The 26678-nt window shown below is 74.1% G+C and carries 21 protein-coding genes; 7 read left to right on the top strand and 14 right to left on the bottom strand.

Annotation, left to right across the window (positions count from 1 at the left end; genetic code table 11):
* The first annotated feature begins 18 nt into the window (after positions 1-18).
* From EV372_RS25980 to EV372_RS25965, 4 genes are all read left to right on the top strand, one after another.
* The gene (locus EV372_RS25980) at positions 19-1047 is read left to right on the top strand and encodes an acyltransferase domain-containing protein (protein ID WP_130398201.1); all 1029 of its coding nucleotides are present in this window, start codon (positions 19-21) and stop codon (positions 1045-1047) included.
* Positions 1048-2242: 1195 nt separating this feature from the next.
* The gene (locus EV372_RS25975) at positions 2243-3232 is read left to right on the top strand and encodes a tyrosine-type recombinase/integrase (protein WP_130398200.1); all 990 of its coding nucleotides are present in this window, start codon (positions 2243-2245) and stop codon (positions 3230-3232) included.
* Between the two features lie 25 nt (positions 3233-3257).
* Positions 3258-4076, top strand: coding sequence for an exodeoxyribonuclease III (locus tag EV372_RS25970; RefSeq protein ID WP_094803079.1), 819 nt, complete (start codon positions 3258-3260; stop codon positions 4074-4076).
* A gap of 12 nt (positions 4077-4088) precedes the next feature.
* Positions 4089-4835 carry an alpha/beta fold hydrolase gene (locus EV372_RS25965; RefSeq protein WP_019607154.1) on the top strand — a complete coding sequence of 249 codons (747 nt, stop codon included), beginning with the start codon at positions 4089-4091 and terminating at the stop codon, positions 4833-4835.
* 56 nt (positions 4836-4891) lie between these two features.
* Here EV372_RS25965 and EV372_RS25960 read toward each other — a convergent pair whose 3' ends face one another.
* The 3 genes from EV372_RS25960 to EV372_RS25950 form a co-directional block, all read right to left on the bottom strand.
* Positions 4892-5602: a class I SAM-dependent methyltransferase gene (locus EV372_RS25960; RefSeq protein ID WP_130398199.1), complete on the bottom strand. Its 711-nt coding sequence runs from the start codon at positions 5600-5602 to the stop codon at positions 4892-4894.
* Positions 5603-5707: 105 nt separating this feature from the next.
* Entirely contained in the window at positions 5708-6364 is a 657-nt protein-coding gene (locus EV372_RS25955) for a response regulator (RefSeq protein ID WP_130398198.1), read from the bottom strand.
* Positions 6361-7620: a sensor histidine kinase gene (locus EV372_RS25950; RefSeq protein ID WP_130398197.1), complete on the bottom strand. Its 1260-nt coding sequence runs from the start codon at positions 7618-7620 to the stop codon at positions 6361-6363. The genes EV372_RS25955 and EV372_RS25950 overlap by 4 nt, the downstream gene beginning before the upstream one ends.
* 392 nt (positions 7621-8012) lie before the next feature.
* Here EV372_RS25950 and EV372_RS25945 point away from each other — a divergent pair, with 392 nt between their 5' ends.
* Together EV372_RS25945 and EV372_RS25940 are read left to right on the top strand one after the other, a co-directional pair.
* On the top strand, positions 8013-9398 hold the full coding sequence (locus EV372_RS25945) for an amino acid permease (protein WP_130399120.1): 1386 nt from the start codon (positions 8013-8015) through the stop codon (positions 9396-9398).
* A gap of 224 nt (positions 9399-9622) precedes the next feature.
* Complete coding sequence (locus tag EV372_RS25940; RefSeq protein ID WP_130398196.1) at positions 9623-10144, top strand: hypothetical protein; 522 nt, start codon at positions 9623-9625, stop codon at positions 10142-10144.
* A 51-nt stretch (positions 10145-10195) separates the two neighbouring features.
* Here EV372_RS25940 and EV372_RS25935 read toward each other — a convergent pair whose 3' ends face one another.
* The 11 genes from EV372_RS25935 to nirB all read right to left on the bottom strand — a co-directional run bounded on the left by EV372_RS25935 (position 10196) and on the right by nirB (position 25423).
* Positions 10196-11590, bottom strand: a complete 1395-nt coding sequence (locus tag EV372_RS25935) for a hypothetical protein (protein WP_130398195.1) — start codon at positions 11588-11590, stop codon at positions 10196-10198.
* Between the two features lie 133 nt (positions 11591-11723).
* A complete protein-coding gene (locus EV372_RS25930; protein WP_197044320.1) occupies positions 11724-12977 on the bottom strand; it encodes a site-specific integrase in 1254 nt (417 codons plus the stop codon).
* Positions 12978-13057: 80 nt separating this feature from the next.
* A complete protein-coding gene (locus tag EV372_RS25925; RefSeq protein WP_130398193.1) occupies positions 13058-13555 on the bottom strand; it encodes a hypothetical protein in 498 nt (165 codons plus the stop codon).
* 56 nt (positions 13556-13611) lie between these two features.
* Entirely contained in the window at positions 13612-13932 is a 321-nt protein-coding gene (locus EV372_RS25920; protein ID WP_130398192.1) for a hypothetical protein, read from the bottom strand.
* A gap of 390 nt (positions 13933-14322) precedes the next feature.
* Positions 14323-17919, bottom strand: coding sequence for a TM0106 family RecB-like putative nuclease (locus EV372_RS25915; protein WP_130398191.1), 3597 nt, complete (start codon positions 17917-17919; stop codon positions 14323-14325).
* Between the two features lie 383 nt (positions 17920-18302).
* Complete coding sequence (locus tag EV372_RS25910) at positions 18303-19025, bottom strand: septal ring lytic transglycosylase RlpA family protein (RefSeq protein WP_165436039.1); 723 nt, start codon at positions 19023-19025, stop codon at positions 18303-18305.
* A gap of 224 nt (positions 19026-19249) precedes the next feature.
* Positions 19250-20404, bottom strand: coding sequence for a protein-tyrosine phosphatase family protein (locus EV372_RS25905; RefSeq protein WP_130398190.1), 1155 nt, complete (start codon positions 20402-20404; stop codon positions 19250-19252).
* Positions 20405-20618: 214 nt separating this feature from the next.
* Complete coding sequence (locus EV372_RS25900; protein WP_130398189.1) at positions 20619-21311, bottom strand: sirohydrochlorin chelatase; 693 nt, start codon at positions 21309-21311, stop codon at positions 20619-20621.
* A gap of 70 nt (positions 21312-21381) precedes the next feature.
* Positions 21382-22557 carry a uroporphyrinogen-III synthase gene (locus EV372_RS25895; RefSeq protein WP_130398188.1) on the bottom strand — a complete coding sequence of 392 codons (1176 nt, stop codon included), beginning with the start codon at positions 22555-22557 and terminating at the stop codon, positions 21382-21384.
* The gene (gene nirD, locus EV372_RS25890; RefSeq protein ID WP_130398187.1) at positions 22554-22925 is read right to left on the bottom strand and encodes a nitrite reductase small subunit NirD; all 372 of its coding nucleotides are present in this window, start codon (positions 22923-22925) and stop codon (positions 22554-22556) included. The genes EV372_RS25895 and nirD overlap by 4 nt, the downstream gene beginning before the upstream one ends.
* Entirely contained in the window at positions 22922-25423 is a 2502-nt protein-coding gene (gene nirB, locus EV372_RS25885; RefSeq protein WP_130398186.1) for a nitrite reductase large subunit NirB, read from the bottom strand. The genes nirD and nirB overlap by 4 nt, the downstream gene beginning before the upstream one ends.
* A gap of 282 nt (positions 25424-25705) precedes the next feature.
* On the opposite strand from nirB, the gene EV372_RS25880 reads away from it, so the two are divergent.
* Positions 25706-26647, top strand: a complete 942-nt coding sequence (locus EV372_RS25880) for an ADP-ribosylglycohydrolase family protein (protein ID WP_130398185.1) — start codon at positions 25706-25708, stop codon at positions 26645-26647.
* Positions 26648-26678 lie beyond the last annotated feature (31 nt).

The raw sequence follows: 26678 nt of genomic DNA, 5'->3' as shown, positions 1-26678 counted from the left end.
CTGGGACATGATGTGGGGATGGATAGCGTCGCGGTGGTGGAACGTTTCGGTCTGGGTGCGGATGTGCGCCTGTGGCTGGAGGAGGCGGAGCGGCTGCCGGAGCCGGTGAGGGCTCTGGAGGTTCCGGTGGGTGCTGAGGCGGAGCGGGTGTTGGACCTGTTCGCGCTGGAGGCGGTGGACCGGGCCGAGGTGGCGGCGCTCTGGCCGGGTTCGGGTTCGGCGTCGGGGGAGTGGCCGCCGGAGCTGTGGTACCTGGTGGGGTGCATGTACCGGCGTCTGTGCGCGGACGCGGACCTGGCCCTGGGGGAGTGGCGGGACTGGCCGTCGCTGGTGGAGGCCGAGGACGCGCGGGTGCGCGCGGCGTCGCTGTGGGCGTTCGCGGCGCGGGTGCCCGCCCAGTTCGAGGCGCACGCGAAGCTGGGCGTGGACCCGGCGGTGACGGCGGCGACGCTGGCCGACGTGGGCGTGCAGGTGGCGCGGTCGCGGCGGATGTTCGGCCGGTTGGGCGTGGAGACGGCGGCGTGGGTGGCGGCGCAGTTCCGGGGACGCCTGTACTGGGTGGGCGGGTTGCAGCTGGAGCCGGGGGTGCTGACCGACCAGGGCGGTGTGGAGTGGTACTCCCGGGAGGAGGCGGCGCGGCTGGGCCCGGGTATGGGTCGCGGGGACCTGGCGCTGCGGTTGCACATCCCGTCGGGGGGCCTGGATCCGGCGTCGGTGGACGACGCGCTGGGGCGGGCGCGGGGGTTCGCGCGGGCGCACCTGGGGTTCGATCCGGTGGTGGCCACGTGTACGTCGTGGTTGCTGGACCCGCAGTGGGAGGAGGTGTTGGGGGAGGGCTCCAACATCGTGGGGTTCCAGCGGCGGTTCACGCTGGTGGGGCGCGGGCAGCCGGGGGAGTCGGACGTGTTCCGGTTCGTGTTCGGGATGCCGGTGGTGGACGTGGCCGCGGCCGGGCGGCGTACGCGGTTGGAGCGTGCGGTGGTGGAGCGGTTGGAGTCGGGGGGTGCGTGGCAGGTGCGCACGGGGTGGTTGCGGCTGCCCGGATAGGAAGCCGTGTGTGCGTTTCCCGGGGTTCGCGGCGGTCGCGGGTCCCGGGGAAGGCGGGTGCCGGGAGTGCGGGGCGGCGAGAGGGTTCGTCGGGCGCGGCTCGGCCGGGACGGAGGTGAGGTCTTCGTCCGGTCGGGGGGAGCCGTTCAGGCCTGTGGGGCACGAGGGCGTGGACAGGAGAGGGGCTGTTCCGGCTCTACTTTACATAATGTGCATTATCGGCGATATGGGAATGCCTGCGGGGAAGGGGTTCGCGGCTCCGCGGCAGGTGTGTGCGCCCCGGGCGCGCGGGCGTCGGCTCGCCGGGCCCGTCCGGGCGGACCCGGGCACGCTCTCGCTGCTGCTGACCCGCGGACGACGGCATGGCTGGGCGGCGGTGCGCGGCCGGTCCGGGTCCGGCGCTGGCAACGCCGTCGCGCGGACGTCGGTTGCGCCCCGGTTCTGGAGGCTGGCGCACAGGACCGATTGGCTGGCTGCCCCCGGCGCGGCTGCGACCTGGCCTGCTGGCCGCTCCGGCGCCCGGGGGCCGATCCGCCCCTTCGAACTGTCCGGACCGGCGCCGGGTGCCTTCGCGTGGGTGTCCCGGAGGACGCGTTCGCCCCGGTGTCGGACGTCGTACGGCCGCCCCTCACCTGGGCGTCTTCCCCCGCGGTGGTCGTCCAGGCGGGGCGCGAGGTCCCGGTGCGGCGGGTCGGCGCCAGGGCGAAGGCGCTGGTGGGCGACGGGGTGTCCCCTGCGAACACGGCCCTCTCCCGATTCCTCCATGTTTCATGCATAAACCGTGTTATGCATGATTTTGTAGGGTTTTGTAGTTCTATGCGAAGTTTCGTGGCGGTTGGTTGGCCGACGGTCAGCGTCCGCCGACCCGACCGCCGTCCCTTCCCCCCGCGTCCGGCCGCGGGTCCTGTGCCCCGCCGGACCCCCGCGCCCGTGTGCGCTCACCCCGCCCCGCCCGCTCTCCCCCCTGCTCCCCCGCTCGGACCTTCGGGTCCGGCCCCGCCCGGGGCCGCCACCTCGCATGCCCCTCCCCCGCCCCGGGCCGGACGGCCACGCGCCGCGTCACCCGTGACGGATCGGGCGCACAGGGTAACGGTGACCTCTCCCCCGCTGCCGGGTGCCGAACGGGTTCGAACGTGTTCGACACCCGGTGGAGGCGGGCGGTGGAAGCGCCCGCGGAATCGGGGATGCTGGGGGTATGAGTGCTCAGACGGGGCCTGTGGCCGAGGCTGTGGAGCAGTACCTGGTGGCGCGTCGGGCGGCCAAGCCCTCCCCGCACACGGTGGCCGCCTACCGGCGTGATCTGCGCGGGGTGTTGGGGTGTGTGGCGCAGGTGATGGGTGTGGAGCCTGAGCAGGTGAGGTGGCAGGACCTGGAGGCGGGGGTGCTGCGGGCGGCGTTCGCGGAGTTCGCCGGGGAGCGGGCGGCCTCCAGTGTGGTGCGGGCGTGGTCGACGTGGAACGGGTTCTTCGGGTTCTGGGTGTCGGAGGGGGTGGTGGCGGGCAATCCGATGTCGGCGGTGCCGCGGCCGCGGGTGCGCCCTTCGGGGCCCAAGCCGTTGATGGGCGAGGACACGCCGGAGCGGTTGTTGGAGGCGTTGGCGCGGGGTGCGCGCAAGGCGCGTGATCCGTGGCCGGAGCGGGACCTGGCGGTGTTGGCGTTGGCGCTGCTGACGGGGATGCGGTCGGCGGAGATGCTGTCGCTTCGGGTGGAGTCGGTGGGCGGGCGTTCGGGTGAGCGCCGTATCCGGGTGGTGGGCAAGGGCGGGGGTGAGCGGGTCCTGCCGATCGAGGTTCCGTTGGAGGCGTTGTTGGAGGCCTATCTGGTCTCGCGGCGTGAGCGGTTCGGGGTGGTGCGGGGGTCGGATCCGTTGTTGGTGGACAACCGGGGCGAGGGGTTGCGCCGGGGCGGGTTGCAGTACCTGGTGCAGCAGTGTTACAAGCACGCGGGTGTGCACGACCGGGTGGCGCGGGGGACGCTGGTGCACGCGTTGCGGCACACCTTCGCGACGCGGTTGGCGGAGGACGGGGCGTCGGTGTCGGAGATCATGCATCTTCTGGGGCACGCGTCGGTGGCGTCGTCGCAGGCCTACATCGAGGTGACGGCGCGGGCGCAGCGGGAGGCGGCGTCGTCGAACCGTACGTACGGGGTGCTGCGGCGGCTGGTGGCCGAGGGCGGGGGCGGCTGAGTCGGGGTGTGGCTAGGCTTTGCCTGTGGATACGACTTACTTGACTGTGTCATCGGTGAACGTGAACGGGCTGCGGGCCGCGGCGAAGAAGGATCCGGGGTTCGTGGGGTGGTTGGCGGGCACGGACGCCGATGTGGTGTGCCTTCAGGAGACGCGGGCCGAGGCCGAGCAGTTGCCGGCGGGTGTGGTGGCGCCTGAGGGGTGGCACGTGGTGTTGGCTCCGGCCGCGGCGCGGGGGCGTGCGGGGGTCGCGGTGTACTCGCGGCGTGAGCCCGACGAGGTGCGGGTGGGGTTCGGGCATGCCGAGTTCGAGGACGCGGGCCGGTATGTGGAGGTGGACCTGGGTGAGGTGACGGTGGCGAGCCTGTACCTGCCCTCGGGTGAGGTGGGCACCGAGCGTCAGGAGGAGAAGGAGCGTTTCATGGAGGCGTTCCTGCCGTACCTGGTCAAGCGGCGGGCCGAGGTGGAGGAGCGTGGTCGTGAGCTGGTGGTGTGCGGGGACTGGAACATCGCCCATGCCGAGGTGGATCTGAAGAACTGGCGGGCCAACCGTAAGAACGCGGGGTTCCTGCCCGAGGAGAGGGAGTGGTTGTCGCGGGTCCTGGGTGAGGCGGGGTTCGTGGACGTGGTGCGGTCGTTGCATCCGGACCAGGAGGGGCCCTACACGTGGTGGTCCTACCGTGGTCGTGCCTTCGACAACGACGCGGGGTGGCGGATCGATCTTCAGGTGGCCACTCCGGGGTTGGCGGGGCGTGCGGTGGATGCGCGGGTGGAGCGTGCGTCCGAGCATGCGGGGCGTTGGTCCGATCACGCCCCGGTGACGGTGCGCTACCGGGTGCGGTAGGAGGAGGCGGTCATGGGTGTGCCGATCGTTCTGGTGCACGGGTTGCGGGTGTCGGGGAGTATGTGGCGCCCGCAGGTGGAGTTGTTGGAGAGCGAGGGACGCACGGTGGTGGTCCCCGACCTTCCTGGGCACGGGTCGCGGCGGGGTGAGGAGTTCTCGCTGGGGCGTGCGGTGGACGCGGTGTTGGCGGCGGTCGACAGTGTGGGTGGTCGTGCGCTGGTGGTGGGGTTGAGCCTGGGCGGGTTCGTCTCGATCGCGACGGCGGCCGCCGCTCCGGGGAAGGTGGCGGGGTTGGTGGCGGCCGGGTGTACGGCCAAGCCCGCGCAGTTGTTGGCGCAGGTGTACCGGATTCCGGCGGTGTTGATGGATCGGCTGCCGGACAAGGGTGCGGCGGTCAACGAGCGGTTCCACCGGTTGACGTTGCGTGATGGTGCGGCGGACGCGGTGTTGGGGGGTGGTTTGGCGGTGGAGGCGGCGACGGCGGTGATCGACGCGGTCTCGGAGATGGACGTGTTGGCGGCGTTGGCGTCGTATGAGGGTCCGGTGTGGTTGATCAACGGGGCGCGGGACCACTTCCGGATCCATGAGAAGCGTTTCTTCGACTCGTGTGTGGATGGTCGGTTGGTGAACGTGCCGCGGGCGGGGCACATGGTGAGTTTGGATCAGCCGGTGAATTTTTCGCGGATTGTCGCGGACGCGGCTGATGTGGTGTCGGGGCGTGAGCGTGTGCGGCGTGCGGTGGAGGCCGGGGAGGGCTGAGGCCGCGGCGGCCACGGGGGGCGGGGGCTGGTGTGCCTTCGCCCCCCTTTCGCGTGTCAGGGGGTGGGTGCGGGCAGGCGGAAGTAGATGGCGGGGTTGTGGTGGCCGGGGTGCAGGGGTGTGGTCAGGCCGAGTTCTTCCTTGAGTTCGCGTAGGGCGCGGTGGGTGTGGGGTGCGCGGGCGGCGGAGGCGGTGAAGAAGCCGGTGGTGTGGGTGGTGAGCCAGGCCATGACGTGGGCGCCTTCGGTGAAGGGCGGGGTGGAGTGGCGGCGGAAGACGTCGTGGACGGTGACGGTGGTGTGCGGGGGCAGGGTGGGCAGCAGGTGGTGCAGGTACCAGCGGGCGAACCAGCCCTGGTGGGTGGCGTTGATGTGCAGGTGGTCGGTGCGCGGGGGCAGGTGGGCGGTGCTGGTGCGGATGTCGCCGTGGGTGAAGGTCCAGCGGGTGCGGGCCAGGTCGGTGGGGACGTGGCGGGGTGCGTGGTCGCGGGTGTCGAAGGAGTGCAGGTGGCCGGTGCCGTTGTCGCGTAGGGCGGACAGGATCCAGGTGGTGGACCAGCCGTGGTCGGTGCCGATCTGGACGGTGTGGGCGGGGGTGTTCTCGCGGAGGAGCAGGTAGGTGATCTCGGCTTCGATGTCGTCGGTGCAGGGGCGCAGGTGGGGGTTGGCGGTGTGGTGGTGGCGCATCTGGTCGCGGACGCGGGCCAGGTCGTCGCGGTGGGTGCGGTAGAGGTGGCGGACGTGGTCGAGGTCGATGGCGGTGGGCATGTGGTTTCCCCGGGTGTGGCGTGGACACGGTGTGGTTGCTGAAAGTAGCAGTGTTGTTGCCGTGTGTTCATCTGGGGGTGGGTGTGTCGTCGTGTGCGGGAGGGCTCAGCGGCCGGTGTTGGGGCGGATGAGGCCGGAGTCGTAGGCGGCGATCACGGCCTGGGTGCGGTCGCGGACGCCGAGCTTGGTGAGGATGTGGGAGACGTGGGTCTTGACGGTCTCGGTGCCCAGGAAGAGGCGGTCGGCGATCTCGGCGTTGGTGAGCCCCTGGGCCATGAGGGTGAGGGTCTGGGACTCGCGCTGGGTGAGGGTGGCCACGGCGCGGGCGGCGGGTGTGGGGGCGGCGGGTTGGGTGGCGGCCAGGTGGCGCAGGGCGGTGGGAAAGAGCAGGGTGTCGCCGCGGTGGGCGATGCGGATGGCGGCCAGGATGTCCTCGGGCGGGGTGCGTTTGAGGAGGAATCCGTGGGCGCCCGCGCGTAGGGCGCCCCAGACGTAGTCGTCGTTGTCGAAGGTGGTGAGGACGATGACGCGGGGCGGGCGGGTCAGGGTGGTGTGCAGGGTGCGGGTGGCCTGGATGCCGTCCAGGCGGGGCATGCGCACGTCCATCAGGACCAGGTCGGGTCGGGTGCGTCGGACCAGGTCGGGTACGTCGGCGCCGTCGTCGGCCTGGCCGGTGACCCGCATGTCGTCCTCGGCGTTGATGAGGGCGGCCAGTCCGGCGCGGATGAGGGCTTCGTCGTCGACGAGGTTGATGGCGATCACGGTTGTTCTTTCCAGGTCAGGCGGCAGGTCAGGTGCCAGGTGCCGTGGTGGGGGCCGGCGGTGAGTGTGCCGCCGAGCAGGTGGGCTCGTTCGCGCATGCCGGTGATGCCGTGGTGGCCGCGCCGTCGCGGGGTGCGGTGGGCGCGGGTGGGTGGGAGGGGGTTGGTGAGGGTCAGGGTCAGGGCGGTGGGGGTGATGTCCAGGGTGAGGGTGAGGGGTTGGCCGGGGGCGTGGCGCAGGGCGTTGGTGAGGGCTTCTTGGCTGATGCGGTAGGTCTCGCGGGAGAGCAGGGCGGGGACGTGTGCGGGGTCGCCGTTCAGGTGCAGGGTCAGGTCGGTGCCGGTGTGTTGGGTGGCGCGGGCCAGGTGGGGCAGGTGGGCCAGGTCGGGGGGTGTGGTGCGTGGGGTGGGGGTGTTCTCGCGCAGGATGCCCAGTGCGTGGTCGAGGTCGGCGGTGGCGGTGCGGGCCTGGTCGGCGATGTGGGTGAGGGCCTGGCGGGCGAAGTCGGGGTCGGTGTCGAGCAGGCGGGCGGCGGTGGCGGCTTGGAGGGTGACCACGGACAGGGCGTGGCCCAGGGAGTCGTGGAGTTCGCGGGCCAGGCGGTTGCGTTCGGCGAGGGTGTGGGCGTGGGCCTGGGCGGCGGCCAGGCGTTCGGTGGGTGAGGGGCCCAGCAGGCGGGGTGCGGCCAGGGTGAGCAGGTGGCCGACCAGGGCGGTGGTGTAGACCAGGGCGGCGAGCAGGGCGAGGCCGATGAGGGGGCCCAGGGCGCGCTGGGCGGGGGTCAGGGCGGTCTGGCCCATGAAGGTCAGGGGGCCCTGGGCGATGGTGGCGACGTCGCGGGTCAGGGGTGCGACGGCCAGGAGGGCGGCCTCGGTCAGGGCGATCATGGTGAGCAGGCACACGGCCATGCCGGTGAGCATGTGCAGGCACAGCCACAGGCTGGTGCGGGCGTTGCTGCGCCAGGTGGGGTTGGGGCGGGGTGTGGAGGTGAGGGGGCCGCGGAGCAGGGCGCGGGCCAGGTGGGTCTGGGCGCTGCGGGTGCCGGGCAGGTAGGCGGTGGCGGCGATGGCGGCCAGGGCCGCGGTGAGGGTCAGGGCGAAGGCGGCGGGTGCGGGGGTGGGGTTGACGAGGGTGGCCAGGACGAGGGCGGCCATGGCGTAGGGCATCAGGAGTGCGCCGCCGATGACGAGGTAGGCCCAGCGCCGGTAGGTGTGGGCGCTGGTGAGCGGGCGCAGGAGCGGGGTGAGGTGGCGCACGTGGGTGATCGTGGCACAGGCGGGGGTGGTGGCGCCTCCCCCGGCGGGGTGAGGCTGGGGGTGTGTTCGAGGGTGGGGTGTGTTCGCGGCCCGGGCGTCGTCCGGTGCGGTGCTGAGGGGCGCCCCTCCCCCGCGTGTGGGGTGGGCGGGGCCGCGGTGCGCGTTCTGCGAGTGAGGGCGGGGTTCGTGCGGGGGTGGTGGCCCGTCGCTGACTGTTACCTATGGCACATGATGGGGTCATCCGCTGTTTTTGGTGGGGCCGGTTCTGTCCAGGGAAGGGGATGCTCCCTAAGGTTGGCCAGGTGACAAGCAGTGCGACGCCGCCTCCGAGCGCGGCCAACCAAACGCAGTCCCCCGGTGCCGGACTGGCCCACTCGCTCCGGCGCCGCCACATGGCGCTGATCGCGATCGGCGGTTCGGTGGGCGCCGGACTCTTCATCGGCTCCGGGTCGGTCATCCAGATGGCGGGTCCGGCGGCGGTGCTCTCCTACGTCCTGGCGGGCGCGCTGGTGTTCTTCACCCTGCGCGCCCTGGGCGAGATGGTGGTGGCGGTCCCGGCCGGGGGCTCCTTCTCCGACTACGCCCGACTGGCCTTCGGGCCCCGTGCCGGTTTCACCATCGGGTGGGTGTACTGGTGGATGTACGCGGTGCTGGTGGCCGCGGAGTCGGTGGCCGGTGCGGCGATCCTGGGCCAGTGGGTGCCGGGTGTGCCCGGGTGGGCGCTGGCGCTGCTGGTGCTGTTGTCGATGACGGTGGCCAACCTGGTCTCGGTGCGGGTGTTCGCCGAGACCGAGTCGTTCTTCTCTTTGGTCAAGGTGGCCACGATCGTGGCGTTCCTGTTGATCGGCGGCCTGTGGGCGGTGGGTCTGTGGAGCGGCGCGGACGGCTCCAGTGTGGCCAACCTGTGGGAGCACGGCGGGGTGGCGCCCAACGGGTGGGTCGCGGTGCTGGCGGCCACGGTGGTGGTGCTGTTCGCCTTCGGCGGGGTGGAGATCATCACCGTGGCCGCGGGTGAGAGCTCCGAGCCCGAGCGCGGTGTGGCCTCGGCGGTGACCAACGTGCTCTGGCGGATCGGGCTGTTCTACGTGGCCTCGATCGTGGTGGTGGTGATGGTGCTGCCGTGGAACAGCGTGGATCCGGGGCGCAGCCCGTTCGTGGCGGTGATGGAGCACGTGGGTGTGCCCGGGGCGGCGCTGATCATGGAGATCGTGGTCCTCATCGCGGTGCTGAGCGTGTTGAACGCGGCGATGTACACCTCCTCGCGGATGCTGTTCACGCTGACCCGGCAGGGGGACGCCCCGCGGGTGCTGCGCGGGACCAACCGGCGGGGTGTGCCGGTGCGGGCGATCCTGCTCGGCACCGTGGTGGGGTACGGGGCGGCGGTGGCCGACTACCTGTGGCCCGACCGGGTGTTCCCGTTCCTGGTGGCCTCCATCGGCGCGATCCTGCTGGTGCTGTTCCTGACCATCTGCGCCTCGCAGCTGGTGGTGGGGGCGCGGGTGCGTCGGCGTGAGCCGCAGCGGCTGACCCTGCGGATGTGGGCGTTTCCGTACCTGACGTGGGTGGTGTTGGGGGGTCTGGTGACGATCTTCGTGGCGATGGTGGTCATTCCCGACCAGCGTCAGGCGCTGCTGGCGTCGGTGGGGTCGGTGGTGGTGGCGCTGGTGGCCTATGAGTTCCGGCGCCGGTGGGGGCGTACGCCGCCCACGGACCGGGTGCTGGCGGTGCCCGGCCGGCCCGACGCGGAGGCGCTGCGCCGTCACCCGGGCGCCGATTAGCGTGCTCTGAGGGACGGTGTTCGGGCGGGGGCGCGGTGGCGGTTCCGGCCCGGGTGCCGGTCGGCGCTGCGGTCTTGGTGGGGTTCCGCTCCCGGTGGGGGCGGGGCCCCGTTGTCGTGGATACGGTTCCCTCCCCCGGAACGGGTGCCCGTCTTGAGGCGATGTGATGCCGTTTCTGGTTTTTGTCGCTAGGGTGCTGCGCAACCTCTGAGAGGAGCACCCCCGTGCGACACTTCGTCGGCTTCCTGTCCGGTCTGATCCTGGGTCCGCTGCTGGTCCTGCTGGTGGGCTGGGCGTTCACCCACCTGCGCGGCCTGCACGCGGTCGGTCTGGGCGCCCTGCAGGGTTCGGGGCCCCTGGCGGTGGCCGGGCTGGTGGGTGTGGGGCTGCTGGTGGCGATGGTGGCGGTTCCGCCGCGGTTGACGCCGATGCTGCCGCTGGGCGCGGCGCTGGCGGTGGGGGCGCTGAGCGGCCTGGCGGTGTGGCGGATGTACCTGCTGGAGCGGTTGCCGCAGCTGCCCGGGACCGAGGGTGCCCTGGTGCTGCTGCCGTTGGGGGTGTTCGTGCCCTTGGTGGTGGTGCTGGTGGCCCCGGTGTTCGTGGGGCAGCGCTGGCGCCGTGAGGATGATGAGGGCCCCACCGAGGAGGAGGAGTACTTCGAGGGCCTGTACGAGGACGAGCCGGATCCCCGGGGCGCGCGCGGTGCGGCCGAGTCGGTGCCCCACACCCCCCGGCACCGGGCCTGAGGCGGGGCCGTCCGGGGTCGGGTCGGGTCGGACGGGGTCCGGTGCGGGCCGTCAGCGCCAGGTAGGCCCCCAGCCGGAGCTGTTGGACACCCCGGGCGGCAGGGGCGGCAGGATGCCGTTGCCGCCGGTGGGTTCGGCGGGAGGCCGGGGCGCGCGGGGCGGTTCGGGCCGCTGCGGACGCGCGGAGGGTGCGGCGGGAGCGGTCCGGGCCGGGGCGTGCGGGGGTGGGTCGGGTTCGGGGCGGGGTGCGCTCTGGGGTTCGGGCAGGGCTGTCGGCTCGGGTGCGGGGGGTTCCTCGGGCAGGAAGCCGCGGATCCGGAGGGGTTCGGCCTCCTCGGTGCCGAGTACGACCGGTTCGGGCAGCGGTGGGTGCTGGTCCTCGTCGGCGGTGGGGATGGCCGGTTCGGCCGGGGCGACGCGCTTCCACCACAGCGCGGCCTCCTCGGGGGGCAGTTCGGACTCCACCTCCAGCCAGCCGCGTACCTGGGGGTGGCGCCTGGCGGCGTTCCAGGAGCGGGGGTAGGGCTGTTCGTCCAGGACCAGCAGGTGTTCGCCCTCCAGGGTGGGGATCTCGGCGGGCAGGCCCTCGTTCCACACCCAGGTGCCGTCGTGGGCGACCAGGTTCCACCAGCCGCGCACGGTCTGGGCTGCGGGGTCGGGGGCGCTGTCGCGGAAGGCGGCGACCCAGCGCGGGTCGGGCGGGTCCCCGGGCAGGCCCTGGCGGCGGGGGCCGATGAGGGCGTCGGCGAGCAGGGTGTGCAGCTGGGCGTTGTCGCCGATGCCCTCGAAGCGGACGCGGAAGGCCCGCTCGGAGGCGCGGTCCAGGACCAGGGCGCCGGTGGCCTCGGCCATGCGCAGCAGGTCGCGGACCTGGACGAACTCGGTGAGCAGGTCGGCGAGCTGGTTGGCGATGGCCAGGAGTTCGGCGTGCAGGGAGGGGTCGCGGCGCATGTGGGCGCGTACGGGGGCCTCGCTGAGCATGGTCCTGGCGGCCAGGCCGTGGCGGCGGATGGTCCACCAGCACATGGTGGCGCCGGGGGCGTCGTTGCCCAGGTCGGCGCTCACGCGGGCCTCGGCGTCGGCGGTGACGGCGTCGGGGTCGGGCGGGGCGTCGGCGCCGGTGCGTTCCCAGGCGCGGACGAAGACGATGGCGCCCCGGCCCATGGTGCGCAGGCGGCGCAGGACCTCGATGCCGGTGGGGCCGGGGTCGGTGCCCATCTCGACCAGGGCTCCGGCGACCACGGACAGGTCGGCGATGATGCCGGGGGCGGCGTGGTCTCCCGAGAGCAGGGGGGCCAGGGCCTCCAGGGCGAGTTCGCGTTCGGAGGCGGGGATCTGGGAGGCCAGCACGTAGACCTTGCGGACGGCTGGGGGGAAGTGTTGGGGGTCGGTGGCGACGGAGGCGTCGATCAGTTCTTGGAACGCCGCGCGAAACTCGTCGACCATGGGCCCGTCCCCTTTCTCACGGAACCAACCTAATGTCTCATCAGGGAAGGATTGCACTTTAACTGGTGATTTCGAGTACTACTGGTGCGTTTGTTGGCAAGCTGAGATGCCCAAGGGGCCCTCGGGCGCGGGGTCACAGGCCCAGCCGGGTGACGGCGTTGTCCTCCAGCGGGTTGGCGGTGCGGATGTAGTCGTGGACCGTGCGCGGGTTGGTCCAGCGGCCCTGGCGCATGATCTCGCGGTCGCTGGCCCCGCCCAGCGCGGCCTGGGTGGCGAACCCCGCCCGCAGGGAGTGCCCGCCGAAGTCGTCGGGGTCCAGCCCGGCACGGCGGGCGTAGCGTTTGACCAGCTCCCCCACGGCCCGGCCCGACATCGGGCGCGACCCGATGTGGCCGTGGCGGTCCACGGCGGGCAGCAGGGGGCGCTCGGAGCCGTCGGCCAGGTCCGTGCCCGGCCAGCCCTGGCACAGGTGGGCCAGGGACCCCTCGGGGCGGGGGTGCTCCAACAGGGCGGCCACCGCCTCCTCACCGCCCGCGCGATGGGTCTCGACCAGGGCGGCCCAGTCGGCGTAGGCGCACACCGGGCAGGTGTGGCGGTGCCGTCCCCGGGGCAGGGCGACCCGTTGGCCGTGGCGGCCCTCCTGGTCGGTCTTGGTCGCGCCCAGCGCCACCACCAGGGCGGGGGCTCCGGTGGCGGGGTCGGTGTGCAGGGTCAGGTCGTCGAAGGTCAGCGCGGCCAGTTCGCTGCGGCGCAGGGCCCCGCCGAACCCGGTCAGCAGCAGCAGGGTGTCGCGTCTGCGGGCCACCCCGTGGGGGTGTTCGGGGCCCGGGCGCACCGCCAGCAGCGCCTCCAGGACGGGCAGGACGACCGGTTCCTTGCGGCGCGGGCGGGCCCGGCGGGTGCGGCGGATGCCGCGCAGGGTCATGCGCACGACCTCGGCGCGGGTGGGCGAGTCCAGGCCGTGGGCGCCGTGCACGGCGGCGATGGCGGCGGCGCGCCGTTCGATGCTGGAGGGGGCCAGGGCCCAGCCGGTGTCGTCGGGGGTGCGCTCCTGGGCGCAGGCGGCCAGGTACACGGCCACGTCCACCGGGTCGGCGGGCAGGGACTGGCGTTCCTGGGCCAGGCACCAGGCGGTGAAGGAGGTCCAGTCGGCGCGGTAGGCGCGCAGGGTGTTGGGCGACTGGGCGCTGGCCAGGTAGCGGCCCAGGGTCTGGGCCTGTTCGGTGTCGAAGCGCTCGCGGACCCGGGCCAGGGCGCGGGTGTCGACCAGGACGCTGGGGGTGGCCTGTTCCAGGCGGGCGCGCACGGCCCCGGGCAGGGCGATCTCGTGGGCGGGCGCGGGCGCGGGGTCGGGGCCGGGGGTGGGCTGGGGTGTGTTCACGGTCATCCATGATGGCCCAGGGGCCCGTGCGAAGGCGGCAGGCGGCGCGGGCGCCCGGGGGGCGGCGGAGCGGACGGGGCGGGGTGTCAGCCGAACAGGTGGGCGCTCAGGGCGTCCCACAGTTCGGTCGGGGGCATGACCCACAGCAGGGGCAGGGCCGAGACGACCAGGGCCGCGGTGAACCCGATCGCGGCGATCCTGCGCCGCAGGACCAGGGCGGCCACGGCCGAGGCCGCAGGGACGGCCAGGGCCAGGACCAGGACCCAGATCAGGGCGTTGCCGACCGGGTCCAGGCTCTCGGGGGGCACCGGGGCGTGGGGGGCGGCGTGGATCACCGATTCCTGCAGGTCCATGAACACGAACAGCAGGTTGGCCAGGGCCAGCGGGGTGCCCAGCAGCCACACCAGGGCCAGCACCACCCACAGGGCGGTGAGTCTGCGGTCGGGCGGGTCGGTGAGGACGACCGGGGTGCGGCTGACGCTCGCGGTGGCCGGGAGCGGGCCGGGTTCCGCGGCGCTCTCCTGCTGGTGCGGGGCGGTGTCGGGGCGCTGGGCCTTGCGGCGCTTGCGTTTCTTGGGTGACACGTGGGTAGCCTACCGCCGGTTCGGGCGGGGGCCGGGTCGCGCCGGGCGGGCGGCGTTCACAGCGCCTGGGCCAGGTGGATGGCCACGACGAAGACCACCGGCCAGGCCAGCAGGGCCAGCGACCACAGGGCGGCCTTGCGGTCCCCGGCGACGGTGGCCACGGCGGCGGCCAGCAGGGGGATGCCCACGGCGGCGCCGAAGGCCAGGGTGAACCACTCGGCCGCGGAGCCGGCGTGGGCCTGGGCGCTGAGTCCCCGGAGGTAGCCGGCCGGCCCCAGCACCAGGCACATCAGGGCCAACAGGGCGATGACGACGCGGATGCCGGTGGGGTGGCGGGTGTTGCGGCCGTTGCCGGGGGCGGAGGGACGGTCAGACACGGGGGCCGTGGTGCCTTTCGAGAACGGGTGGCGGTCCAGGGCGGGCGGGGGCACGCCCGCACCGGGGTGCGGGTGGTGGTTCTTGCCGTCAGAAGACGCAGGGCACCGCCCCGGCGTGTGGGGCCCGGGGCGCGTGCGGTGCTGTTTGACCTCTCTCCCATCCAAAGCGGGGGGATTCTTCCCTCGCGGGTCGAGCTTTCTGCTTCGTCGCTGGTCGCCGAACCGAACTGTTCGGAGGGCGGAGTACCGCCCATCGGTCTTACATCAGCTCCACAGACATCACTTCCCGCCAGCCCGGCGGTAGGCCGATGCGGACGTGGTTCTCATCCGAATCGACGCTCACCAAGCTAGCACTGACTCAGGCAGCTCCGAAACCGCAGGGCGGGGCGGTCAGTGCCGGGCGGGCCAGGGGCGGGCGCCCTCGGTCAGGCGGGTGAAGGAGGACAGCAGGCGCAGTTCGTCGATGCTGCGCGGGGCGGTGGTGAGCAGGTCGGGTGAGAAGACCACGGCCGCGACGAGCTGGGCGCGCGACAGGGCCACGTTGAGGCGGTTGCGGTCCAGGACGAAGGCGGTGCCGCGGCTGGCCTCGGCGGCGTTGGAGGTGGTCATCGAGCAGATGACGGCGGCGGCCTCCTGGCCCTGGAACTTGTCCACGGTGCCCACGCGCACCCCCTCCAGGGCGGGGTGGTCGTCGGCGGCCCGGGCCAGGGCCCGGCGCAGGGCGCGCACCTGGAGGTTGTAGGGGGCCACCACGAGGATGTCGTGGCCGGTCAGGGGGCGCGGGTGCGCCTCGGCGGCGTCGGTGACCTTGTCGGTGACCAGGTGGGTGGCCACCTCCACCACCGCCTGGACCTCCTCGGGACTGTGGGTGGTGCGGCCCTGGTGGGGAGTGGGCAGGGTGTACACGCCCGGTGCCAGGGTGGCCAGGGCACGGTCGGCGGTGCTGGGGTGGGCGTGCAGGCGGCCCTGGTAGGACAGGGCGGAGACGGTGGCGCACACGGCCGGGTGCATGCGGCGGGTCTGGTCGAGGAAGTAGCCGCGTGAGGGGTCGATGATCTGGCGTCCGGCCATGAGGTGTTGCAGGGCGGAGGCGTCGGCGCCCTCGCCGTGGGTGCCCTGGACGACCTGGGGCAGCTGCTGGGGGTCGCCCAGCAGGACGAGGTTGCGGGCGGCGGCGGAGACCGCGAGGGTGTCGGCCAGGGCGAACTGTCCGGCCTCGTCGATGATGAGCACGTCCAGGGGGTCGGCGAGCATGGCGGCGTTGGACATGGCCCAGGCGGTGCCGCCGATGAGGACGGGGTGGCCCTGGGCGGTGTGCTTGTCGCGCCAGCTGGCCAGGGCCTGGGGGCTGGAGGGCTGCTCCCAGGGCAGGTCCTGGTCGGTGTCCTTGCCGCGCCCCTTGGCGCGTTTGGCGGCGGCCACCTCCACCCCGGCGGCCTCGGCGGCGCGCAGGGCGGCGGTCATGACGTTCTCCACGGCCTTGTGGCCGGTGGAGCACACGCCCACACTCTTGCCCTGGCGGGCCAGGTGGGTGATGAGCTGGGCGGCCAGGTAGGTCTTGCCCGCGCCGGGCGGGCCCTGCACGGCGAGGTAGGAGCCCTCCAGGCGATCCACGGCGGCGATGGTGGCCTGGATGAGGTCGCCGTCGTGGTCGGCGGGGTCGGGCAGCGGGCCGGGGGTGCTCAGGCGCGGCGGGATGCGGCGCAGCACGTCCAGGCCGGGGTGGTGGGGCCACTCGGGCAGGGTGTCCAGGGCGGTGCGGGCCACGGTCTCCAGGGCGCCGTCCTTGGGGGCGGGGTTGACCGGGGAGCCGGGCAGGACGGCGACGGGGGGCCGGGAGTAGGTGGAGTCGGGGTCGCAGGTCTCGGTGATGGCCAGGGTGTCGGCGTCGGCCTCGGCGACCTTGGCCTGGGTGGTGGTGGCGGGCTGTCCGGGGGCGCCGGGGTAGAGCAGGTGCACGTCCTGGCCGGAGGTGAAGGGGTGGGGGTGGGCGGTGTCCAGGCGCAGGGAGAGTTCGCGGCGGGACTTGCGCTGGCGGCCGGTGGGTTCGATCCACTCCCCCGCGCGCACCTGCCAGGGCACGGCGCAGTCGGTGTCGGACTCCAGGTCGGTCAGGGGCGCGCTGGTGCGCCGGTAGTGCTCGCGCCAGGGGGGCAGGTTCTCGCGCTGGTAGTAGCCGACCAGGGCAGCCAGTCGGGCGCGGGTGTGGTGGTCGGGTTCGCGGTCCTGGGCCTGGGCGGGGACCTGGTCGAGCAGGGGTTCGGTGAGGGCGGCGTGGCGGGCGGCCTTCTCCTGGCGCTTGCGGGCGCGTTCGGCCTCGGCCTCGGTGAGTTCGAGCTGGACCAGGGGGCGGTCGGTGATGCCCTGGTGGGTGCGGTGGTCCTCCAGCCAGTCGCGCAGGCGGGCGGTGGAGTGGCAGTCGTCGCGGTTGTAGGCGGCGATGTCGGACAGGACCCGCGCGGCCCGGTCGTGGTCGCCGGCCTCGGCGGCGGCCAGGTAGGCGGCGTAGGCGTCGATGCTGGAGGTGGCGGTGGTGACGCCGCCGGAGCGGGCGGCGGACAGGTAGAGGGGTTCGAGGTACTTGATGGAGTAGGAGCGCTGGGACACGCGCAGGCTCTTGCGTACGACGGTGTACAGGTCCACCAGGCGGTTCTCGCGCAGGAGCCGGTTGACCTCCTCCTCACGGGTGGCGAACTCCGAGCTCAGGTGTTTGAGGCGGTCCACCTCGTAGGAGGCGTAGTGGTAGACGTGGGCGCCGGGGTCGGCGTCCACGCGGGCGGTGGCGAAGTCGACGAAGTCCTCCAGGGCCTTCTTCTCCTGGGCGCGGTCGTGGGCCCAGAAGGCGTGGAAGGTCTCGGCGCCGTGGGCGTCCTCGGTGGTGGCGCCGAAGAGGTACTCCAGGCCGCGTTCGCCCTCGCGGGAGTGGTAGGGGTAACCCTCCATGTCGAAGAAGACGTCGCCGGGGCTGGGGGCGGGCAGGCTGGCCAGGCCGTCGGGGGCGAAGACCTCGGCGGTGACGGTGCCCTGGGGGTTGTCGGGGGTGCGGGTGCGGTCCTGGCGGACCTGGAGGGCGGCCTGGGCGCGCAGCTGGTCGAAGGAGCGGCGGGGCAGGGTGGCGGGGCGCTGGTCGTCGTCGGCACGGGCGAGGGCGTCGATGGTGTCCAGGCCGGAGTCGGTGAGTTTGGCGGCCTGGTCGGTGCGCAGTCCGGCGACCAGGGACAGGTGGCGGGCGGCGGTGCGCCCCTGGGAGCACCAGGCCTGGTAGCCGCAGCCCTCGCAGGCGGGGCGGGGCTGGCCCCAGGTGGGGGCGGGCAGGGCGGGTTCGCTGGCCAGGAGGGTGAGCAGGCGGGTGGTGACGGTGCTCAGGATGGGGGTGAAGTCGGCGGTGGGCAGGGTGTGGGTGTGGTTGTCACCGGTGAGCAGGTGCATGTGCTGGGGGGTGTGGCCGGTGGCGACGCTGACGGCGTGGGCGTAGGCGGCGAGCTGGACGACGGCGCCGGGGCCGGGGCGGCGGGCGAGCTTGGTGTCCCAGGGTTCGTAGGTCCAGTTCGCGGGGGCGGGGGTGCGGGTGCGGCCGGTGGCGGGGTCCAGGTCGGAGCGGATGAGGAAGTCGGCGCGGCCGTGGAAGGACACCGTCCGCCCGTCGGGGTCGGGTTCGGTGAGGCGGTGGTGGAAGCTGCCCTGGTAGATGACGGGGACCCCGGCGGCCATGGCCTCGGCGGTGGCCTGGGCGGCCGCGGCCAGGGAGGCGTCCTCGGGGCGGGGGTCGGGCATGCGGACGACCTCGACCAGGGCGCTGAGGCGTTCGAGTTCGGCCTGTTCGTGGGCCAGGCCGTGCTGGGCCACGAGCGGGTCGATGTCGGTGGGGGCGGGTGCGCCTTCGACGCGGGCGGCCAGGGCGGTCTTCAGGGCGCTGCGGTGGTCGCACTCCAGGGTGTCGACGAGGTCGGTGGGTGAGACGACCCAACCGGTGGTGGTGCGGAACACGCCCCTGCTCCCCTGTGTGGTGTTGGTGTGGGTGCTGGGGATTGTGCCACGAAGCGGTGACGTGTGGGGGCTCACACGCGCGGCGGATGCGGTGCGAGGGGCCGGTGAGGGTTCGGCGGGGCCGTCTCGGGGCTGGTCGCCGAACGTGTGCCGGGGTGTGCGGCGGTGTTGGCGTGTGCGTGCCGTAAGGGCTGGCGGGGCCGGTTCGTGCGGGCAGTGGGCCCGCGCCGGGAGTGCGCGTCGTAGCGGGCGGTGGCCGGTGCGCCCCGGGGGGGTGGAGGGGGTTGCCCGTCTTCGCGCTGGTACGCGGGCCGCGTGCGGCGGCGGCGCGGCGGCCCGTTCGGGGGCCGCCGCGGCGCGCACGCGTGCGGGTGGGGAGGGTGTTACCCCACGACCTGCCAGTCGACCTGGCCCACCCCGGCTCCGGTGCCGATGATCTGGTCGAAGGCCGCGGTGGACAGGTCCAGGCAGCGTCCGTCGACGTAGGGGCCGCGGTCGTTGATGCGCACGGTCACGGACTCGCCGCTGCTCGGGTTGGTCACCTGGACCTGGGTGCCGAAGGGCAGGGTCTTGTGCGCGGCGGTCATGGCGTTGGGGTCGAACGTCTCACCGTTGGCGGTGGTGCGTCCGGCGAAGTCGGCTCCGTAGTAGGAGGCCTGGCAGGTGCCGCCCTGGCCGGTGGACTCGGAGTCGCCGCCGCCGCTGTCGGCGGCGGGTTCCTCGGCCTCCTCGGTCTCCTCCTCCTCGGGCTCCTCGAGGATGTCGGAGGCGTCGGTGCTGGAGCGCTGGGTGGCGGAGCTGACGGCCTCCTCGGCGAGCTGCTGCTGCTCCTGCCCGGCGTTGGGCGTGGCGTCGTCGGCGACCAGCGGGTCCGGGTCGGCCTGGGGGACGCCCGCGGCGTTGGTGGCGCTGCCCGGGTCGGCGCCGGTGGCGATGACGGCCGCGGCGGCGGTGCCGCCCACCAGGAGTGCGGCCCCGGTGGCCGAGGCCAGGATGAGGGTGCGCTTGCGGCGGGAGCGTTTGGCGGCCACGCGGGGTCCCACGGGCGCGTCGGCGCGGGTGGCCTCTTCGTCGGCCGGCGGGTTCTGGGGCTGGTGTGTGCCCACGACGGATAGTCCTTCGAACGGGAACAGGGTGTGGCGGCGCGGGTGCTCCGGGGTGGGGTGCGCGGGTGGTGCGGCGCCCCGGGTCGCGGGAGGGCGCGGCGCCTGGAGCGGGCCGCCGGATGGTGCGCGGGTTCTGGGCGCAGATCCTAGGGGTAACGCGAGGGTAACGGTACCGGAAAGGGAGGGTTTGTGGAACTTGTCACCTGAAGGGTCGGTGGTGTTCGTCACCCGGTGATGTGGGGTTCGGGCAGCTCGGGGCGCCGGGGCGGCACGCCCTCGGGGAAGAGGGTGGCGGCCGGGTCGGGCAGGTCCACGCCGCTGAGCCGGGCGACGGCGGTGGACAGGCTGGGGTTGTCCAGGTGCCCGCCCACGGTGCGGATCATGGCGGCCAGGGTGGGCAGGACGGGGGCGCCCAGGGCGGCGACGGCGTAGCGGGTGGCCACGGCCGGGGTGCGCGAGGCGCCCGCCCAGCAGTGCAGCAGGACGCGTTTGCCCTCCGCGCGCAGGGCCGCGACCGCGGCGGCCGCCTCGTCCAGGGTGAAGTGCGGGTGGGAGTTGGCGCCCCGTCGGTCGTGCAGCCACACCCGCACCCAGTCGGCGGCGGGCAGGTGGGGCGCGTCGCTGGGGTGGGTGCGGCACAGCGAGACCGCGGCGTCCACGGTCTCGGGGTGGGCGCGCAGGTGGTCGAGGTTGCCCAGCAGGACGCCCGGGTCCAGGGGGTGGGGGACGGCGAAGGGCGGCAGGCGGCGGGGTTCGTCGACCAGGACGGGGTGCTCGGGCCACAGGGTGGGGTGGGGGCCGCGGGCGGTGGTCATGGCGGTGGTGGTCAGGGCGTGGGGGTCGGTGGTCTCCGACAGGCGGCGCAGGGCGTGCAGGGGCAGGGCCGAGGCGCCCCACAGGGCGGCGGCCAGGGTGCCGGTGTGCAGGGCGGCCCGATCCCCGGCGGCGGCGTAGGCCGACCAGACGGCCTCGACCAGGTGGGTGCAGGCGAAGGAGCCGCGGGCGGGGTCCTCGGCGGGGCGGCGGGTGCGCGTCAACGCACGCCAGGAGGCGCCCAGGGGGTCGTCGGCGGCGGTGTGCTCCAGGGCGGGGGCGCGGGAGGGCAGGGCGCCGGTGCGGGCGGCGGTGCGCAGCGCCGCGGCCCAGGCGCGTTCGAGGGGGTCCTCGGGGGGACCGGGCGGCTGGTCGGGTCCGGCCAGGTCGGTGAGCGCGGCGCGGACCAGACGGGCGTGGGCGGTGCCGGGTCCGGTGGTGTGCGCGGCCAGGGAGGGCGGGGTGCCGACCAGGGCGGCGGCGGTCGGGGCGCCGAACAGGGCGCCGACGGCCCGGTCGCTGGCGGGGTCGTGGAAGTCGAGCGGGGGGGCGGGTACTGCGGGCATGGCTGTCCTCGGGGGCGGTGCGGACCGGGATGGGCGGGGAGCCCACGGGTGGTCTTCCCCGTCCGCCGGCCCCGCGCACCCGGCGGCCGGTTGTGGCCATGTCCGGGGAGCGTACGGCCGGGCGGGCCGGTGCCGTGCGACGGGTCCCTCCCCCGCCGGGCCGGTGCCCGGCCCGGCGGGTGCCGCTCCCCCGTCCCGGTGTCCGGCCCCCGGTTCAGACGGGCTGGGCGATGGCGGCCTGGCGGTAGCGCGCGGCCACGGCGTGGGCCAGGGCCGGGTCCGGGCACAGCGGGCGCGCCACCACGTCCGCGCCCGCCCCGGCCAGGCGGTCGTGGAAGAGCCCCGGCGCCAGCAGCCAGCTGGCCACGGCCACCCTGCGGTGCCCCCGTTCGCGCAGGCGGGCCACCCGTTCGGCCACGGTGGGTTCGCCGGTGGCGATGAACCCCAGCTCCACGGGGGTGCCCAGGCGCTGGGACATGCGCTGGGCCGCCTGCTCCAGCTCGGCGCCCGCGAAGGGGTCGGAGGTCCCGGCGCAGGCCAGCACGACGGCGTCCCCGGGCCGGTACCCGGCTCCGACCAGGCGGCGCACGGCGGTGTCCAGGACCGCGGGGTGATCGCCCAGGGCGGGGGTGATGACGGCGTCGGCGCGTCCGGCGCGGGCGAGCTGGTGGGGGATGTCGGTGCGCACGTGGTAGCCCGAGGCCAGGAACGCGGGCACGACCACCAGGGGCCCCGGGGTGCGGGCGGCGACCTCGCCGACGCTGGGCGCGAGCACGTCGGCGAAGGCCAGGCGGGTGGGTTGGCCCGTCACCTCGGCCACGCGCAGGGCCAGGGAGTGGGCCACGGCGGTGCCGTGGGGGTCGCGGGTGCCGTGGACGGCCAGCAGCAGGGTGGGGTGTCGGTGCATCGCGTGGCGCGGACGGCCGGGGCCGGGGTCCGCTTCTTCCTTTCCCTCGGGAGGGTGGGCCGGTGCGCTGTCAGAGGGTGCGCTCGGCCGGGTCCAGGGCCAGCCGGTAGCCGCGTTTGACCACGGTCTGGATGATGCGGGGGTCGCCCAGCGCGGTGCGCAGCCGGGCCACGGCCGTCTCCACGGCGTGGGCGTCGGCGTCCTCGCCCAGGCAGGTGAGCAGGCGGGTGCGGTCCAGGACCTGGCCGGGCCTGCGCGCCAGTTCGCGCAGCACCCGCATCAGGGTGGGCGAGAGGGTGCGCACGGTGCCGTCGACCAGGACGGCGTGGCCGCGCAGGCGCAGGCGGTGCCCGGCCACGGACAGGGTCGGAAAGCGTGCGGGCAGCTCCTCGGCGAGCGCGCGGACCTGGGCGCCGACGCGGGCGCGCTGGGGCCACACGGTGGGGATGTCGTGGGCCATGAGGGGGCGTGCGGTGACCGCCCCCACGCACATGGCCAGGACGTCGCCGCGCAGGGCCCGGACCAGGGCGGCCTGGTGGCCGGTGGTGTGGGCGCGGGCCAGCAGCCCCGCCGCGGCCGGGGCGCTGGTGAAGGTGACCGCGTCCACTCCCCCGCTGGTGACGGCCTCGATGAGGCGGTCCAGGGGCGCGGTGTCCTCGGGCAGGGTCCAGCGGTAGACGGGGACCTCGACGACGTCGGCTCCGGCCAGGCGCAGGGCGGCGGTGAAGTCGGGCAGGGGTTCGCCGTGCAGCTGGATGGCCACGCGCAGCCCCCGCACGCCCCGGGCGAGCAGGTAGTCCAGGACCTCGGCGGAGGACTCCGAGGGCGGCGACCACTCCTCGGTGAGCCCGGCGGCGCGGATGGCGCCCTTGGCCTTGGGGCCGCGGGCCAGCAGGCGCGAGGTGCGCAGGCTCTCCAGGAGCGGGTCGACGGTGCCCCAGGTCTCACACGCCTCCACCCAGCCGCGGAAGCCGATGCCGGTGGTGGCCACGACGACGTCGGCGGGGCGGCGGGCGAGCTGTTCAGAGACCGCGGCCAGGCGCTGGTCGTCGCTGAGCGGCACGATGCGCAGGGCCGGTGCGGCCAGGACCTGGGCGCCCTTGCGGCGCAGCAGGGCGCTGATCTCCTCGGCGCGGCGGGCGGCGGTGACGGCGACGGTGAACCCGGCCAGCGGCGCGGTGGTGGCGGGTTCGGCCGGGCGGTGGGCGGGCGGGGCCGCGGTGTCGTCGTCCAGGGAGGTGTTCACGGTGTGCCCTCCTGGGCGCGGGCGCCGATCTGCACGGCGGTGTCGGTCTGGCGCACGGGCCAGGTGGTCAGGCGCACGTGCTCGTCGTCCAGGCTCTGGCCGGTGCGCAGGGAGAAGACGTTCTTGAGCATGGGTGAGGCGACGGTGGGCTCGCCCGCGCGGTCGCCGACGATGCCGCGTGAGATGACGGCGGCGCCGGTGTAGGGGTCAATGTTGTCGACGGCGTACAGGTGCTGGTCGCGGGTGCGGAACACGGCGACCTGGCGGCCGTCGGGGAGCAGCACGGCCACCCCGTCCTCCACGCGCAGGCCCGCCGGAGCGCAGGCGTCGATCCAGGTGGTGGGCTGGGCTTGGGTGGTGACGGTCATCGGGTGGCCTCCTGGGGTCGGCGGGCGGGCATGCCCAGGCTGACGGGAGCGGTGGGGACCGGCTGGTCGCGGGTGGTGGTGAAGCTGATGGTGGGGTCGGGGGTGTCGGGGGCGTTGGCGAAGGAGACGAAGCGCGCGAGCTTGTCGGGGTCGGCCAGGACGGCGGCCCACTCGTCGCCGTAGGAGTCCACGTGGCGGGCCATGGCCTCCTCCAGTTCGGCGGCGATGCCCAGGGAGTCCTGGACGACGACGTCGCGCAGGTGGTCCAGGCCGCCGTCCAGGGACTCGATCCAGGGGGCGGTGCGCTGGAGGCGGTCGGCGGTGCGCACGTAGAACATCAGGAACCGGTCGACGTAGCGGATGAGGGTGTCCTCGTCCAGGTCCGAGGCCAGGAGTTCGGCGTGGCGGGGGGTGAAACCGCCGTTGCCGCCCACGTACAGGTTCCAGCCCTTGTCGGTGGCGATGACGCCGAAGTCCTTGCCGCGGGCCTCGGCGCACTCGCGGGCGCACCCGGAGACGGCGGCCTTGAGCTTGTGGGGTGAGCGCAGGCCCCGGTAGCGCTCCTCCAGGCGGATGGCCAGGCCCACCGAGTCCTGGACGCCGAAGCGGCACCAGGTGGTGCCCACGCACGACTTGACGGTGCGCAGGGACTTGCCGTAGGCGTGTCCGGACTCGAATCCGGCGTCGACCAGCCGTTTCCAGATGACGGGCAGCTGTTCGAGGCGGGCGCCGAACAGGTCGATGCGCTGGCCGCCGGTGATCTTGGTGTAGAGGTTGAAGTCGCGTGCGACCTCGCCGATGACGATGAGCTTGTCGGGGGTGATCTCGCCGCCGGGGATGCGCGGTACGACCGAGTAGGTGCCGTTGCGCTGCATGTTGGCCAGGTAGCGGTCGTTGGTGTCCTGCAGGGTGGCCTGTTCGCCCTCCAGGATGTGCCCGTTGCCCAGGGAGGCCAGGATGGAGGCGACCGTGGGCTTGCACACGTCGCAGCCGTGTCCGGTGCCGTGGGCGGCGATGAGCCCGGAGAAGGTGGTGGTGCCGGTGGCGCGCACGATCTCGACCAGTTCGGCGCGCGACTGGGGGAAGTGTTCGCACAGGGCCTTGGACTGCTCGATGCCCGCCTGGGCGAGGATCTGCTTGAGCATGGGCACGCACGAGCCGCAGCTGGTGCCCGCCCTGGTGCAGGCCTTGAGCGCGGGCACGTCGTGGTTGCCGCAGGAGATGGCCTCGGTCAGTTCGCCCTTGGTGACGGCGTTGCACGAGCAGATCTGGGCGGTGTCGGGCAGGGCGTCGGCGCCCAGGGTGGCGCCCTCGGGGGTGATCAGCGACAGGGGGTCGCCGGGCAGGGGGGAGCCGACCAGGGGACGCAGGGTGGCGTAGGCCGAGGCGTCGCCGACCAGGACGCCGCCGAGCAGCGTGGTGGCGTCGTCGGAGACCACGAGCTTGGCGTAGCGGCCGCTGGCGGCGTCGTTGACGACCACGTCCAGGGCGCCGGGGGTGCGTCCGTGGGCGTCGCCGAAGCTGGCCACGTCCACGCCCATGAGCTTGAGTTTGGTGGAGGTGTCGGCGCCGGTGAAGGTGGCCCGGCCGCCCACGAGCCGGTCGGCGACGACCTCGGCCATGGCGTTGCCGGGGGCGATGAGGCCGTACACGGTGCCGCGGTGGTTGGCGGCCTCGCCCACGGCGTGGATGTGGGCGTCGCTGGTGGTGCAGGTGTCGTCGACGACGATGCCGCCGCGTTCGCCGACCTCCAGCCCGATCGCGCGGGCGAGGTCGTCGCGGGGGCGGATGCCCACGGAGAACACGACCAGGTCGGCGTCCAGGGAGCCCTCGCCCAGGGTCAGGCGGGCCACGCGGCCGTCGGGGCCGGCCTCCACGGCGGTGGAGGCCGAGCCGGTGTGGACCCGCACGCCCAGGTCGGTGATCAGGGTGCGCAGCAGGCCTCCGGCGCCCTCGTCGATCTGCGCGGGCATCAGGTGGGGGGCGAGTTCGACCACGTGCGCCCGCACGCCCAGCAGGCGCAGGGCGTTGGCGGCCTCCAGTCCCAGCAGGCCGCCGCCCACGACCACGCCGGTGCGCGCGCCGCGCGCGGAGGCGGTGATGGCGTCCAGGTCCTCGATGGTGCGGTAGACGTGGCAGCCGGGCAGGTCGTGGCCGGGCACGGGCGGCACGAAGGGTGTGGAGCCGGTGGCCAGGACGAGCCGGTCGTAGGGCAGGACGCGTCCGCTCGCGGTGGTGACGGTGCGGTTGGCGCGGTCGATGTCCACGGCGCGTTCGTTGACGTGCACGTCCACGTGGGGGCCGCTCAGGTCGCCCAGGGACAGGTCCTGGGCGCTGGCGCCGTCGAAGTAGGAGGACAGGGCCACCCGGTCGTAGGCGGTGCGGGGCTCCTCGCCCACGACGGTGATGTGCCAGTGTCCGGCGGTGTCACGGTCGCGCAGGGCCTCGACGAGGCGGTGGCCGACCATGCCGTTGCCGATGACGACGAGTTCTTCCATGGGCTCCTCCTGCTGCGGGGTCGGACAGGTTTCAGGCAACCTCCCGGGTGTTTCCCGACGGTCAGCCGTATGTGTCGCGCTTGTTTCGATGTGCTGCCACCGCAGGTGGCGGGTGCGTGATGCGGGGTGAAGTGCCAGGGTGGGTGCCGGGCGGGCCCCGTCTGGGTGGTTGGTCACACCGGAGGGGCCGCGCGGGTCCGGCCACGTCCTCCGTCCTGCCGTGCCCGGTGGCGGGCGGCGGGGCGTGGACAGCGGTCCCCGGGTCGGCCAGGATGGGCGCTGATGCACACGTTCGCCGCCCCGCGCCCCGCGCGCGCCCTGTCCTGTCTGTCCGCCCTGGCCGTGGGTGACGCCTTCGGCTCCCAGTTCTTCGTTCCGGCCAACCGGCGCTTCTTGGAGGAGCGGGAGTTGCCGCCGGGGCCGTGGCAGTGGACGGACGACACCGAGATGGCGGCGTCGGTGTACGCGGAGGCGGTGCGCGGCCCGGGGGTGGACCCCGACCGGTTGGCGGGCTCCTTCGCCCGCCACCACGACTTCGACCGCGGTTACGGCCCGGCCACCGGGCGGCTGCTGCGCCAGGTGCGCGAGGGCGGGGACTGGCGGACGCTGGCCGCTGAGCTGTTCGGGGGGTCGGGTTCCTTCGGCAACGGGGCGGCGATGCGGGTGGCCCCGTTGGGCGCCTGGTACGCCGACGATCCGGACCGGGCCGCCCGGGAGGCGGCGGTGAGCGCGCGGGTGACCCACACCCACCCCGAGGCGGTGGACGGCGCGGTCGCGGTGGCGGTGGCCGCCGCGCTGGTGGCACGGCGCGAGCCGATGGGGCCCGGGCCCTTCCTGGACGGGGTGGCCGAGTGTCTGCGGCCGGGGCGCGTGCGCGAGGCGGTGGGCGCCGCCCGCAGGCTGCTGGTGGCCGCCGACCCGCTGGGGGCGGCCGCCGAGCTGGGCAACGGCTCCCGGGTCAGCGCGTTGGACACGGTGCCGTTCACGCTGTGGGTGGCGGCCCGGCACGGCGGGGTCCTGTCGGGGGAGCGTGCGGGCGGCGGGAGTTTCGCCTCGGCGATGTGGGCGGCGGTCGCTCCGGGCGGGGACATGGACACCACCTGCGCGATCGTGGCGGGGATCCTGGGTGCGGGTCTGCCCGGGGGCGGGGTTCCCGCCGAGTGGGCCGAGCGCACCGAGGAACTGCCCGGTTGGGCGCTGGCGGACGGCGGCCTCGACGGTTAGGGGTCGTGCCGCGGGGCCGCGGGGTCCGCGC

The organism is Nocardiopsis sp. CNZ308 (genome assembly GCF_004217075.1).
The sequence above is the reverse complement of the archived record's forward strand: the minus strand, read 5'-3'. Positions and strand labels throughout refer to the sequence as shown.

Excerpts from the sequence above, each read along its gene's own strand:
- EV372_RS25980 (WP_130398201.1), top strand. The coding sequence starts at position 19 with ATGGATAGCGTCGCGGTGGTGGAACGTTTCGGTCTGGGTGCGGATGTG.
- EV372_RS25975 (WP_130398200.1), top strand. The coding sequence starts at position 2,243 with ATGAGTGCTCAGACGGGGCCTGTGGCCGAGGCTGTGGAGCAGTACCTG.
- EV372_RS25965 (WP_019607154.1), top strand. The coding sequence starts at position 4,089 with ATGGGTGTGCCGATCGTTCTGGTGCACGGGTTGCGGGTGTCGGGGAGT.
- EV372_RS25960 (WP_130398199.1), bottom strand. The coding sequence starts at position 5,602 with ATGCCCACCGCCATCGACCTCGACCACGTCCGCCACCTCTACCGCACC.
- EV372_RS25945 (WP_130399120.1), top strand. The coding sequence starts at position 8,013 with ATGGCGCTGATCGCGATCGGCGGTTCGGTGGGCGCCGGACTCTTCATC.
- EV372_RS25935 (WP_130398195.1), bottom strand. The coding sequence starts at position 11,590 with ATGGTCGACGAGTTTCGCGCGGCGTTCCAAGAACTGATCGACGCCTCC.
- EV372_RS25930 (WP_197044320.1), bottom strand. The coding sequence starts at position 12,977 with ATGACCGTGAACACACCCCAGCCCACCCCCGGCCCCGACCCCGCGCCC.
- EV372_RS25905 (WP_130398190.1), bottom strand. The coding sequence starts at position 20,404 with ATGCCCGCAGTACCCGCCCCCCCGCTCGACTTCCACGACCCCGCCAGC.
- EV372_RS25900 (WP_130398189.1), bottom strand. The coding sequence starts at position 21,311 with ATGCACCGACACCCCACCCTGCTGCTGGCCGTCCACGGCACCCGCGAC.
- nirD (WP_130398187.1), bottom strand. The coding sequence starts at position 22,925 with ATGACCGTCACCACCCAAGCCCAGCCCACCACCTGGATCGACGCCTGC.
- nirB (WP_130398186.1), bottom strand. The coding sequence starts at position 25,423 with ATGGAAGAACTCGTCGTCATCGGCAACGGCATGGTCGGCCACCGCCTC.
- EV372_RS25880 (WP_130398185.1), top strand. The coding sequence starts at position 25,706 with ATGCACACGTTCGCCGCCCCGCGCCCCGCGCGCGCCCTGTCCTGTCTG.